Raw genomic sequence first — 12,585 nt, 5'->3', positions numbered from 1 at the left:
GTGAAGCAGAGACCGCATAATTGGTTATCTATTAGAGTTCGGAAAGAGCGTCAATCGGCGCTCTTTTTTTTGGGGGGGGGGGGGGATTTTCGCTATTAAAGTTAACTACAAGAAAGCGTATCAATCTTTATTGAGCTTTTTGGTTACGTCTTTCACCGTTTTCTTCTCTTTTTCCGGTGTCATTGCATCAACAGCTTTACCCGCCATCCCTTCATCTGGCAATTTGTCTTTTCCTGCATCAACTGCGGTATCTTTCAGTGCCTCTTTAGGCGTACAGCGACCCCCAACACCAACCACGGCTTTTGTCGCAGCGGCTTTAGCTGCCTTTTCTGCATCGCAGTCAGGATCCATCACGCTAGCTAAGCTCGTGGCTGAACCAAAAAACAAGATTAACAAAATGAGGTTGCGTTTTTTCATAGTTGTCACCAATGTTGTGAAACATAGGTAAAGTGTAACGGAGAGAAAAGGCTTTGGCTGAGAATTTGTTGGTTTGAGCTTGGGAAGCAAAGTAAGGTAAAAAGAAAAAGTGCCACCGAAGTGACACTTTTTCTTAAGCGTAGAAGGGATTAGTAGTCGTAAACGTCTAACTCCACTTCACGGGCAATATTTTGCTCGTTAATGATCACACCTTCGACTTCGACACGAGCACCATTTAGGTTAAGTTCTTCAATGCCTTGGAAGCGTGTTTGCGCATCAATCACAACGGTGGTGTTACTTAGTACTTGATCAGCATCATTCTCACAATGCTCGATTTCAAACACTCTTGAATCAGCATCGTAGTTTGATATATAGCCTTCACATTCAAACTCTTTACCCCGCCATTGGTTGTCATTGTCAAACTCCGACCGCTCAAATTCGATGACGGTAGCGATGCGTTTGCCATTTTTCATGACAGACGTTACTTCCACTTCTTGGCCTTGTTTTAGGTTCGCTTTGCTGCCGTCTTCAAATCGTGTTGCGTTATCGATGAAGAATGCACCTCGGTAGTTTAGTGAGAACTCACTGTAGTCATTTGCAACCCAAGTGACGATGCCTTCCACATCGCTGTCATTGCTTATGACGTCGTAGCCTTCAACTTCTACCTCATTTGCCATGAAGATGCCGTTTTGCATTTCACCTTCTACTTCCACCCATTGGCCGATGCTAAGTTGGCTAATGTTGTCGTAAGATACGGTTATATTTGTACCAAGCTCAAACGTGCCAGCATTTTCATCGGTACTAGTAATGCGACCTTCCAGTTCGTAGTAGCTTCCAAGGGCTGGGTAATCGTTATCTACGTCGATTTCGACCACAGACAACACTCGATAACCCGCATCCGCAGTCGGCAAGGATGACACCATCACCCAGTCGTTGATCTCTATATCATCACTTAAACCGTCAAACTGCAGATCTACGCCGTTTACCGTAAATGTTTTCTTCACATAATCAATCGCTGTCACACGTCCAGTAATGGTTGGTTCAAGTGTGACTCGGACGCCATTGTCCGAAGCTTGCCGAATATCTGACCCCACGCGAACCACCATTTTTGGTTTTACATCGGCCAATTGCACTTGTGTGTCGTCATAAACCACCTCAGACACACGATACGTATGTCCATTGACGGTTAACGTGCTTTCTTCAGCGTTGACCGCTTCAACAGAGCCAATCGCTACACTTGGTTTCACTGCTGGTTGAGTTGATGTGCTATCGCTATTGCTGCCACCACCTGAACCACCACAACCAGACAATGCCAAACCTACTACAGAAATAAGAGCGAGTTTTTTCATTGTATTAACCTCAATTTACGAGCGAGTTTAGGAAATTGCCTGTATCTTATTGGGCATATCGTGAAGAGATCGTGAAGAAATGTGATTTTATGAAAATTTTAATTGTAGATGACAACCATAACGTCTCGGAGACGATTGCAGACTATCTTGAGCTAGAAGGCATGATTATCGATTGTGCGTTTCATGGAGAGGCTGCGATTAAGTTAATCGAGGAAAATCATTACGATGTAATCATCATGGATATCATGATGCCGAAGCTCGATGGCATCAGTACGGTACAGAAGCTTCGACAAGATAAGTTATGTGGAACGCCAATTCTCTTCCTAACGGCAAAAGATACGCTAGATGACAAAATCGCGGCTTTTAAAGCGGGGGGAGATGATTATTTAATGAAGCCATTTGCGATGGAAGAGCTCAGTTTGCGTGTTCATGCTTTGGCTAATCGTGGTCCAAGACAAGATGTCGGAACGCTCAAATTTGCAGATATTTGTTTAGATGCGCGTACAGGAAAAGTAACGAGAAAAGACAAAGAAATTAAGCTGAGTCGAATTCAAACTAAAATTTTAAAATTGCTCCTCCAACGTGCTCCAGCAGCGGTCTCGCGCACAGAAGTGATCGATAGTGTGTGGGGAGACGAACCACCCGGAAGTGATGCACTTCGTAGCCATATTTACGGTTTAAGAACCGCGCTAGACAAAGGTTTTGAAGAATCACGATTAGAGACTATTCATGGACAAGGTTACCGACTTAAAGCATAACGAATATCCAAGCATTTATCGCAAGATCCGTTGGGGTTTTGGGGTCATGACTTTTGTGATGTTTACTCTTTTTTGGTCGCTGATTTATGTGGCAGAAAACAAACTGGAAGTGCTGAGTTTACATCACTGGCTAGATACTGAAGCTGCGCTTTATAGTGAGAATTTCGAGAAACAGGGCTGGGATGCGCCATTGCCAAACGTATTGGAATTCAACTCATATTGGAGTGAAGCACCGACACCCGATTGGTTGCTCTCTTTTACTTCACCTGGTTTTTACGAATACCTGCTTGGTGAAGAAGACAAACACTTTGTTGTATTGAACCATCCCTCAGGGAAGGGGCTTATGTACATTGTGTTTCAAGATGACTCAGATGATTACTTGGACGAATACGAAAGCTCGCTGCATCAGTTTACGCTGCTGCTCGGTGGTTTGTTTTCATTTGTTATGGTTGGGTATGGCATTTACATGGTGCGAATATTGTCTCGGCCATTAGCGCAAATTGAAGACAAAATTAGCCAAATGTCACCGGATCAACCCGCTTTCCAAGTTGAAACTAAGTTCAGCGAAACACGCCAGATAGAGCAGACTTTGCTGGATAATAAGAACGATATAGCGGGCTATTTCAAACGAGAACAAGAATTTAGCCGTTTTGCATCGCATGAGTTGAGAACGCCAATCATGGTGATTAAAGGCTCAACAGACATTCTGAGGCGTATTCCTGATCAACCTCGAGTTGCGCAAAAAGCCATCACGAGGATGCAGTCAGCTTGTGACGAGATGCGTGTACTGACAGAAGCGTTTCTCTTACTTGGTAAAGAGAAAATAGAGCCTCAGCATTACGGAGAGCATCAGCTTCTCACTTGTTTACAAAAACAGTTGGAAGAGCTAGCGCCTTTATTTGCCAAGCAAGATTCGAACTACGCTTTGCACGAACAACATAGTGGTGTAGTGAAGGCACCAGAGAGTTTTGTGACCATTGTTATCAACAATCTGATTAAAAACGCCTTTAGCTATAGTGTGGGAGATATTGAAATTGAGTTGAAAGGTCATGCGCTTAAGATCCTAAACCGTCACGATGGCAACGAGACGTACAATGCTGGTTATGGTTGTGGGCTTGTTATCGTACAACGAATATGTGAACGGATGGGGTGGGCGTTAGTACTGGACGATGATGGTGTTCGATTTAGTGCAAAAGTGGAGTTCTGCTCTTAGCTTTGCGCGTATTGATTCAAGTGAGAATTAACGCTCTGGATTTTTCTTGTCGTACGCATCTAACCCGCAGTCAAACAAGAAAAAACTGGAATTTGAATTAGACTGAAGTTAGTGAAGCGGAAACTCGAGGAACCGTTATGCTCTCTTATCAGGTCAGCCGAAGTATTGAAATTAATAAGAATCAAAGTGAAATTATTGGCTATCTCAAGAACTTCAATAACTGGCCCAGCTGGTCACCATGGATCATTCTTGAACCAAGCTGCGAGCTGACATTCAGTGATAATCAGGGCCACGTTGGAGCTGGTTATCAATGGAATGGTCAGCGTATTGGGACTGGCGCGATTGTACTGGAAAGTACTCAAGAGCATCGATTAGATATGGAGCTGCATTTCTTTCGCCCAATCAAGAGCCATGGAAAGGTGACTCTAATCGTGACGCCGTCACAAAATGGCTGTTTAGTCGAATGGCAAATGCAATCTCGCGTCCCTTGGTATCTGTTCTTTCTGAAAAGTATGTTTAAGTCGATGATAGAGATGGATTATCAACGTGGGTTACGCATGCTTAAAAGTAAGCTTGAAACCGGACGAGTGCATTCAGACTTAGTCGAAATTGGTAACCGAGCGTTGCCTCAAATTCATTATATTGGGATCAAGGGTGTGGCTAGCTTGCAGGAATTAGGTTCGGTAATTGAGAAGCATGTTCAGCAACTAGAACAGTTAATTAGTGACGAAACCCTATCCGTGAATGGTGAATTGTTTTGTTATTACCAGTCGATGGATATGCAGAAAGGTACATTCGAGTTTATCACTTGCTTTCCTCTTCATAACTCAGTACCAGCGCCTCAAGGGGCGGTTACCGGTACCATTCCTGAGAGTGAAACATTTGTCGTTGAACACCGAGGTGAATATCAGTTTTTGGGAAATGCATGGGCTTTAGCGATGAACTTGGTTCGTCAGAGTGGTATGAAAGTCAAAACCAGTCCTTTAGGAATCGAACGCTATCTGAATAGCCCGAAGGAAACCACGGAAGAAGAGCTAAGAACGGAAATTATTTTGTTTAAGAAATGACAGGCGCAGGCGAGTAGGGTGTTTAGGTATCATACTAGTTATGCGAAATGTTACTAAAGAATAATAGCGTATCTGTTCCTACCCATAAAAATGCCTCAGCAATCGCTGAGGCATGGTTTTACAGGCCAACTTCTCTTGTTAGAGAATTATTGTGCACGGTATTTACCGCTGTTTAGTTCAATTTTAGACGCTTTTACCCGGCTGTCTGCGTTTAGGTAGTCGCTAATACTTAGCAGATCTTGATCTTGAGATGCTTTTAACACCGCTGATTCCCCTTCTGCGAAGATAACTTCTAATTTTAACTCTTTGGCGACTGCTTTCGCTTCGTTAGGATTGTTTACGGTGATATAAACCAGTCCTGTGGCTTTGGATACGTTACTAAACGCATTCTTAAACACCTCATCACCCGCTTGAAGTTTTACGTCTTCAGATAGGGTTCTAACAGTGCCAGTTTGCACTTTTCGATAATCTTGGCCATTAATCTCAACCGCTTCTGATGGCACAAACAGTTCTGGTGCAGGTTGTTGAGAGAGCTGTTGCTCAGCGTATACACTCGACGTCATGATAACGAGAGCCAGCATAGAAAATGATTTGTATTTCATGTTATTGACTCCTTAGTGTCCAAATATGCGCATCGACCAGTTCTTAATAACACCGGGCTGAGCGTTGTTTGCCATCGGAACGTCATAGATGGTGGAAGAGTTGAAATATGCAATGTAAGAATAGACTTCATCGCCGTTCGTATCTATTGCTCGCAACGTCCATTCGCCTTTTGCATCTTCGCCATAAAATTGGTTAGACAACATTAATTGATCTTTGTAGCCTGTAATCGTTGGATCAAGAGATTGACCAACAAGACCATTGCGCGGTGTTTGCAAAACGGAACGAGTCCCTGATGGCGAAATGAGCTCGATAGCTAAGTCGGGCAGACGAGCGTGGTCCAATGTCAATGTCACTTGAACGGATTCTACTGTCAGCTCATCGGCAATGGCGATATTTGAAGAACCACCAACTAGACTTGCATCGGGTACACTTACTTCTGTAGCGCTATTAACCCATGGTGTAATGACTTGAGCTGGTAAAACACGATTCGTCATACGAGCACGTTGCATCGCTTCATCTAAATCTACAGCGCCGAAGCCATAAAAAGTATGGAAATCTACGCCTGCTGCGTTTTTCTGCCAAGGGGCAATGGCCTCGTAGCTAACCTGTTCGCCTTTATGGTTAGTAAATTCAAGCTGTACGCCTGGATGCGCTTTATCCGTTACTTTTGCTGTCTCCGCTAATAAAGCACGTACATCACGAGCAGAAAGTGCGTGGTTGGTTGACATTATTGCCGCGATGGCACCCGATGTGTTTGGCGCAGCCGATGAGGTTCCGTTCATCGTACTGGTATAGTTACAGTTCGGATCGAGCTCCGTTCCGCCGTGTAACCCATTAATGCCAAGGCCTTCACTGGTATTTTGCCCTTCTTCACAACCCATTAAATCAGTGGTGACCATAGCAGGGAAATCTTGCCCATATTCACCTGCTGGTGCTGCAACCCACACGTTCGAACCCACCGATGAGTAACTCGCTCTCGTACCATCCGCTCGCAGTGCACTAGTGACTAAATTGAAGTAATTGGCGTTATCATAAGACTGAGCAGAGTTGTGCATCGGTAAGCCTTGATTGTCTCCACCAGCAAAGAAGTTACTTGGCAATACGAAGAATCGCCCTGCATTGAAATAACGGTAACCATTACCTGCTGACTTTACAAATACAGCACCTCGACCCCAGGCGTTACTCTCGCTGACGTTTTTCATCACGTCCATTTCAAGTTTTAGTTGAGGGTCGCTTTCATCAAAAGTAATCGGGTTTATAGGGCTGAAACCGTAACTTTGGTTAAATACGCGAACATCACGTGTTGCTGGGTCCATGCCATGGGAGATTAACCAGCCTTCTAATGTCTGGTTGGCTAACCAGTTAAAACCAATGAGGGAAGAGTGAGAAGCGACACCGCGTCCGCCTTCACCGTTGTTGCCGACGGCGCTAATCAAACCGGCTACAGCAGTGCCATGACCATTAGTATCAACCGGATAACTTAGTGGGAATGAAGAGTCTTCGACGAAGTTTCTGCTACCTATAACTATATTACCTGCAAGGTCGGGGTGATCGATCTGCACTCCAGAATCAATGACGGCAACTTTCACACCAACACCTGCAATCCCCATTGCCTGAGTGAGCTTAGTGTTTAAGTCGTTCCCAGCAACAGCAGGATTAGCCGCAAACGCAGTTTGCCCCGTGTTGTCTAAGTGCCATTGTTCAGAATAGAGTGGATCAAACGCCGAGACGGCAGGTGCAATGCCTACTGCCAACATAGCTGCAAATAGGCGATTAATGCGTATTTCCATTTTTGACCTCATGTCTTTGTTTGGAATTTTTTAGTTCCTGTTTCATATTCCGCTAACAGGAACAAACAAAGCTAACGACAAAGAATAAGGACGAAAACCATTTACAACTTGTTTACATTAAAAGTTCGATGGACAACATAAGTCTTTGTTAATTTACTGAAACCATGAGGTTTTTATATGTCGCATCGAACATGCATGAAAAATGAAAAGCAGAAAATACGAGTGTACCGTCTGCTTCAAGATGGTGGGTTATTTAGTTGAAGCGGGTTGAATAGTTGCGATTGGTTTCTTGGGTTCGGCTTTTTCCTTAGGCAGCACGTTATCAATCCACTTTTTAATGTACAACTTATCGAATTCTTTATCACACCACTTTTTGTTTAATCCACGTCGATTGAACTCAGCACCAATCGCCACTTTGGTTTGGTTAGTTGCACGGTTGTAGTAGAGAGTTTCACATAGTTGAGTGTTACTCATTTGCTGGGCATATACGTTGACACTGCTGCTGCGCATTCCCAGTTGAGATGCTTGCTGATTACTGCACGCCATAAGAAATAGAGGCGCAAAAGTAATAATGATTAGATTTTTTTTCATGTGTGCTTTTTTATGATGTAGGGTGAATGATGAACTGGTTTCTGCCAGCTTGCTTCGCATCATACAAAGCTTGGTCTGCCAAGAAAAACCACTGATCCCATTCTTGTTTAATTGTTTGTGCCGACAGTTTGTCCACTGCTCCAAGGGAAATTGTCGCGCTTAATGGTTTAGAGTCAACCACCAATGGTGTGTTTTCAACAGTATATCTCAATCGCTCCAAAAACTTAGCGCAATCTTCAACTCGCTGTACTTCGAATAATAGGACAAACTCTTCTCCACCCCAACGAATGAGTAGGTCACCAGAGCGGGTGGATTCATTAAATAGCGTGGCAATATGAGTCAGCATTTTATCGCCAATATCGTGTCCATATTGATCATTAAAGGTTTTAAAATGATCGACATCTAAAACGGCTAAGGCAAATGTTCTATCTGGGCTTCTACGAGCCATTTTGTCCAACCAAATGTGAAGATAGCGACGGTTATGCAGTTGAGTTAATGGATCAGTAGTATTTTCTTGAGTGAGTGCTTTATTAATACGTCTAACGCGCAGTACGTAACGAAAACCAACGACTCCAATTGCCGCAATAGCGATAAAGTAGAACATTTCTCGATAGCGCTGTGAACGCAGCTCAGAGGCTTGTAGCGCATTTTTTGTTTCTAGCAATTTGAGTTCTTTCTGGGCTAACTTAGCTTCGAGGTCAAACTTAATGTTAATCATCTCTTCACCATGAATATGATGAGAAAACTCAGCCTCTAGCTCTCTTAATTGGGTTAAATAATGAAAAGCCGCTTCATAGTCATTAAGAATTTGATGAGCGTTTACCAGTACCGAAAGCATATCAATACGCTGACGCAGCTCTAATTCACTGGTTGATTTGGTTTGTTCTAGAACGTTAAGCGCTGTTGTAATAGCTTTATCGTATTGTTTGTTTGCGAGGTAAGCCTCTGCAAATGCCTCGTAACAAGACGTTTTTAGCATTTCTAGATTTTTTGGAATGGGCAGGTCTACGCAACGTTGTGCGACCATTAATGCATCATCAATTTTTCCTACCGAGCTCAACATTTGTGAAAAGCTGGATAAAGAGTGGTGCTTGACTGTGTCCGACCCCGTTTGCATTGAAAGTCGAATGGCTTCATTGAAATAATATTCCGCTTTTTTGTTATCTCCGAGGCTCGAGTGAACGATGCTAAGGTTTGCGTAGATAACCCCCATAAAAAAGCTATTATCGTATTGATATTCGCTCTCTAGGTAAGTGTCGAGAGCTTGCGTTAGGTAACTGTTGGCCCGAGCCCAATCTGATGCGTCGATGTAGACCGTCCCAATGTTGTTCAGTGTCATCGCGACTTGTATTTCAAATACTGTTTTTTCTAATAACTCATAGGCATTGCGATAATATTTTAGGCCACTGCGTAGTTGATTTCGAGATACTTCTAGATTGCCTAACCAGCGGTAAGCACGGCCTTCTAATGCTAGATAACCAAGATCACGGGCTGTAGAAACAACGTCATGGAGTAACAATTCTGCGTTCCAGTTATCGTCTTGCTCAATCATTGTTACAGCCTTATTGAGCTGTGCTTCAGCGACGACCCATTCCAAATGGTGCTTTTTACCGAATTCGATTAAATCGGGCATATCTTTCGGTAATGGAACGCCTTCGTAACGCTTAAGGTACTTTCGTGCAAAGTAATACAGAGCAAGAGACTCCGCTGATGCATTCTGTGGCGCATTTAACTCATCTTTTTGAATTGATCGCGGCTTACCCATCGAGCGAAAGTAGAGTTTTAACATGGGCTTGCTTTCTGCTGAAATGTGTTCTTCCAGATAAGCTTGCTTTTCGGTACTCGCCAGTACGTTGGTGGGATGCAAGAAAAGTCCAAGTGCAGTACAAAGTGCGCAAGCCAGTTTTTTAATTGAGAAGTGCATGAGCGTATTAATAAAATGTGATCTCTTAACCGAATACCAGTTAAGTCTACCATTTCTTGTTGGTTAAGTGCGGATGGATTCCCAGTGGCAAAGTGTTTTGGGAGTGAGATACGAGAAGGATCTCTATAATATTATGATTTATAAAACAAAATCTATTGAAAACTTATGCAATGATTAGGCGATGGTATAGAATAAGGTAACGATGACAGGTAGGCGAGCATATTCGGTGGACTCAATCTAATGATTTAAGCCGCGGATTCATCGCTCAAAATCAGGGCGAAGTGTAAAAAATTACGTTTCTGTCATAAATATTTAATGTTTGTATGGGTTGTTAAAAAACTGGATATTAGACATAGTGTTATTAAGCCAATAAAAAATGGCTTTTATAATAAATAGGAGATTAACTATGCATAATGAAATGATTCAACCTTCGCACTTCGGCATTATCGGCCGTACCTGCATCGCTTCAGTACTTATGATTGCGGGTGTTTTCGCTCTTATTTAAGAGTCAAGGGTAACGATGATTACCTTTTAAAGAGTAAGAAAATTCAGGGAATCACCTTAACCTTGTGTAAGGTATTCCCCTGAAAATCCAAGCTAGTCTTTAGTTATTAGCTGAAGAAGCTAAAAATCAATGCACTTACCGCCACAATGCCTGCTGCTAGAACAAAGTAAGTAGAGACATTTCCTCGATATTGTTTCATCGCCTCGATTTTATACACCGCTAACATTGGCATAATAAATAAGATCATTGCAATAACAGGCCCTGACAATGCTTCCATCATACCAAGAATACTTGGGTTCATGATCGCGGCCGCCCAGATTGAGAAGAACAGTGCTGCCACGCTGATACGATCAACACGCTTCTCAGATAGGTTAAAATGCTTGTTAATTAAACCATTTAAGCTTTCACGCGCACCTAAAAAATGCCCAAGGAAAGATGAAGTGATAGCAACAAACGCTACTAAAGGACCAAGTGTTGCAATAAATGGATTATCGGTTGCGTTCGCTAAGTAAGACAATACGGATACGTTTTGTTCTTTTGCTTGAGCCAATTGTTCAGGTGACAGTGTTAGTACACAGGAAAATACAAAAATAAGAACAAAGGCAATCAGCATAATGCTAGTGCGACGAAGAATAACTTCGGATTTGGCATCTGCCTGCTTACCGTAATGGCGACGTTGTACATTTGCAAAGCTTGAAATTGCAGCTGCGTGACTAAACGAGAAAATCACTACAGGAACTGCTAACCACATAGTGCTAGCAAAAGCTGACGCTTCTGGCACATCCATGACAGGCATGGTCCAGTTCGGTATTAAGTAAAATGATAGAAAGGCAAGAATGGCAACAAGTGGGAACACCATGATGGCAAAGGCCCGTAGCATTACTTTTTCACCCGCCATCATAATAGCAATTAGTGCAAACACTAGTACGCCAGAAAGCAAAGGTCTAGGTAAAGAAGCCATATCAGCCTGATTTACCATGAAGCTATCTACTGTGTTTGTTATTCCAACCCCATATATCAACAGGATCGGGAAGATCGAAAGAAAATACAGCAGTGAAATAGAACGACCTGCTTTTGCGCCGAAGTGCTCTTCCACTACATCAGTGAAGTCTGCGTTTTTGATCTTAGAAGATAGTACAAAACGAGCTAAGCCACGGTGCGCAAGATAGGTCATTGGAAAAGCAAGTACTGCCATCGCGACTAAAGGCCAAAAACCACCAATCCCAAGGTTAATTGGCAGAAACAGGATGCCTGCGCCAACGGCTGTTCCAAATAGGCTAAGAACCCAATGTGTATCATGTTTTGACCAAGCTGTGGTTGTGTTTATTTCACTAGGATTTAAGGCATTTCGAGATTCTTTCACTTTAAAACTCGCTTTTATAAAAATAATAATGCTGAAAATGGTAAAGGTTTTAGTGTTTATTATCACACGCGAAGCTTGGTGAATAATGCTGTGAATTTGGGGTGGTTGTAAATTATCCAACTATGAATTTTTCAATAAACCAGAATAAAGTTCTTAAATGTAATGCATTTAATGGTTATATGTATTGAAATTTTCATCTTGTGTGGTTTTTGATTTTGCGGTTAAAACTTAATCACGGATGTATGTTCTAAGTGAGTTAGGCCTAATTTTCAGGAAGAATATTACATTTCTTAAGCACTTAATTGAGATGTTTGTGTCCCGTCATTTAGATGAGATTTAGGTATACTGCTGCCATTCATGTTAAAGAAGGAGTCATTGAATGGACATCTTGTCTGCGCAAAAAGAGGACTTATTTGCCATATATAAGCTCGAAAATACTTTATTTGGAGAACACGCCTATCCTCAATTTTTCTTTCGGCAAGCTTTTGATTGTTGGGGAGAGAGTTTACTGGTAGCAAAAGAGGGAGAGCAGGTAGCAGGGTATATATTGCTAACGACTAGCACAAATGCACATCAATATTGGATCATGTCATTGGCCGTCGATATTCAACATAGAGGTAAAGGTATTGCGCGTTCCCTCCTAGAAAACGTTATTGCGTCGTTGACGTTAGGCTCAAGCGTGAAATTGACTGTCGATCCTAAGAACCAACCTGCATTGTCTTTATACCTCTCCCTTGGCTTTAAAACGTTAGAAGAAGAAGCGCATTATTTTGGTGACGAAGAATCCAGGTTAGTTATGGAATTAGTAAAGTAATACTGCACGATAATGACCGAAATTTGCACACAATCAGTGCGTAGCATTACGTTGCTATAATTGGTTTTAAGCTAACCCTTTGTATGGTAAGGGTTTTTAATCTTGGCACCTCACTTGCTTTACATAAACGTTCATCGATAACTCGATGCGCCGCTCTTAATAGCAGGCGAGAGCGGTATAGGGTATTACTT

The 12,585-nt window shown here is 42.5% G+C and carries 11 protein-coding genes; 4 read left to right on the top strand and 7 right to left on the bottom strand.

Going from position 1 to position 12,585, the window contains the following annotated elements:
• Positions 1-120: 120 nt before the first annotated feature.
• Entirely contained in the window at positions 121-417 is a 297-nt protein-coding gene (locus tag KI742_RS05420; RefSeq protein ID WP_017634219.1) for a hypothetical protein, read from the bottom strand.
• A gap of 149 nt (positions 418-566) precedes the next feature.
• Complete coding sequence (locus KI742_RS05415; protein WP_285384911.1) at positions 567-1,766, bottom strand: DUF5666 domain-containing protein; 1,200 nt, start codon at positions 1,764-1,766, stop codon at positions 567-569.
• 89 nt (positions 1,767-1,855) lie between these two features.
• Between KI742_RS05415 and KI742_RS05410 the strand changes: the two genes are divergently transcribed.
• The 3 genes from KI742_RS05410 to KI742_RS05400 all read left to right on the top strand — a co-directional run bounded on the left by KI742_RS05410 (position 1,856) and on the right by KI742_RS05400 (position 4,804).
• Positions 1,856-2,524 carry a response regulator transcription factor gene (locus KI742_RS05410; protein ID WP_138940335.1) on the top strand — a complete coding sequence of 223 codons (669 nt, stop codon included), beginning with the start codon at positions 1,856-1,858 and terminating at the stop codon, positions 2,522-2,524.
• A complete protein-coding gene (locus tag KI742_RS05405) occupies positions 2,496-3,737 on the top strand; it encodes a HAMP domain-containing sensor histidine kinase (RefSeq protein ID WP_130545585.1) in 1,242 nt (413 codons plus the stop codon). The genes KI742_RS05410 and KI742_RS05405 overlap by 29 nt, the downstream gene beginning before the upstream one ends.
• Positions 3,738-3,874: 137 nt before the next feature.
• The gene (locus tag KI742_RS05400; protein WP_262902056.1) at positions 3,875-4,804 is read left to right on the top strand and encodes an SRPBCC family protein; all 930 of its coding nucleotides are present in this window, start codon (positions 3,875-3,877) and stop codon (positions 4,802-4,804) included.
• Between the two features lie 146 nt (positions 4,805-4,950).
• Here the strand turns inward: KI742_RS05400 and KI742_RS05395 are convergent, their stop codons facing one another.
• The 5 genes from KI742_RS05395 to KI742_RS05375 all read right to left on the bottom strand — a co-directional run bounded on the left by KI742_RS05395 (position 4,951) and on the right by KI742_RS05375 (position 11,580).
• Positions 4,951-5,406 (bottom strand): hypothetical protein, encoded by a 456-nt coding sequence (locus tag KI742_RS05395; protein WP_025767689.1) that lies wholly within the window; start codon positions 5,404-5,406, stop codon positions 4,951-4,953.
• A gap of 12 nt (positions 5,407-5,418) precedes the next feature.
• On the bottom strand, positions 5,419-7,197 hold the full coding sequence (locus KI742_RS05390; protein ID WP_154203894.1) for a S8 family peptidase: 1,779 nt from the start codon (positions 7,195-7,197) through the stop codon (positions 5,419-5,421).
• Positions 7,198-7,446: 249 nt separating this feature from the next.
• Complete coding sequence (locus KI742_RS05385; RefSeq protein ID WP_025767691.1) at positions 7,447-7,788, bottom strand: hypothetical protein; 342 nt, start codon at positions 7,786-7,788, stop codon at positions 7,447-7,449.
• A gap of 10 nt (positions 7,789-7,798) precedes the next feature.
• Positions 7,799-9,712, bottom strand: coding sequence for a tetratricopeptide repeat-containing diguanylate cyclase (locus tag KI742_RS05380; protein ID WP_285384909.1), 1,914 nt, complete (start codon positions 9,710-9,712; stop codon positions 7,799-7,801).
• 611 nt (positions 9,713-10,323) lie between these two features.
• On the bottom strand, positions 10,324-11,580 hold the full coding sequence (locus KI742_RS05375; RefSeq protein ID WP_017820237.1) for an aromatic amino acid transport family protein: 1,257 nt from the start codon (positions 11,578-11,580) through the stop codon (positions 10,324-10,326).
• 379 nt (positions 11,581-11,959) lie between these two features.
• On the opposite strand from KI742_RS05375, the gene KI742_RS05370 reads away from it, so the two are divergent.
• Complete coding sequence (locus KI742_RS05370; RefSeq protein ID WP_017634213.1) at positions 11,960-12,394, top strand: GNAT family N-acetyltransferase; 435 nt, start codon at positions 11,960-11,962, stop codon at positions 12,392-12,394.
• The last annotated feature ends 191 nt before the right edge of the window (positions 12,395-12,585 follow it).

Source organism: Vibrio sp. D417a (genome assembly GCF_030248595.1).
Taxonomy (GTDB): domain Bacteria; phylum Pseudomonadota; class Gammaproteobacteria; order Enterobacterales; family Vibrionaceae; genus Vibrio; species Vibrio alginolyticus.
This window is presented reverse-complemented; position numbering and strand designations above follow the sequence as displayed.

Bases quoted from the DNA above. Each gene is read 5' to 3' on its own strand.
- KI742_RS05420 (WP_017634219.1), bottom strand. From the start codon at position 417: ATGAAAAAACGCAACCTCATTTTGTTAATCTTGTTTTTTGGTTCAGCC.
- KI742_RS05415 (WP_285384911.1), bottom strand. From the start codon at position 1,766: ATGAAAAAACTCGCTCTTATTTCTGTAGTAGGTTTGGCATTGTCTGGT.
- KI742_RS05410 (WP_138940335.1), top strand. From the start codon at position 1,856: ATGAAAATTTTAATTGTAGATGACAACCATAACGTCTCGGAGACGATT.
- KI742_RS05405 (WP_130545585.1), top strand. From the start codon at position 2,496: ATGGACAAGGTTACCGACTTAAAGCATAACGAATATCCAAGCATTTAT.
- KI742_RS05400 (WP_262902056.1), top strand. From the start codon at position 3,875: ATGCTCTCTTATCAGGTCAGCCGAAGTATTGAAATTAATAAGAATCAA.
- KI742_RS05395 (WP_025767689.1), bottom strand. From the start codon at position 5,406: ATGAAATACAAATCATTTTCTATGCTGGCTCTCGTTATCATGACGTCG.
- KI742_RS05390 (WP_154203894.1), bottom strand. From the start codon at position 7,197: ATGGAAATACGCATTAATCGCCTATTTGCAGCTATGTTGGCAGTAGGC.
- KI742_RS05385 (WP_025767691.1), bottom strand. From the start codon at position 7,788: ATGAAAAAAAATCTAATCATTATTACTTTTGCGCCTCTATTTCTTATG.
- KI742_RS05380 (WP_285384909.1), bottom strand. From the start codon at position 9,712: ATGCACTTCTCAATTAAAAAACTGGCTTGCGCACTTTGTACTGCACTT.
- KI742_RS05370 (WP_017634213.1), top strand. From the start codon at position 11,960: ATGGACATCTTGTCTGCGCAAAAAGAGGACTTATTTGCCATATATAAG.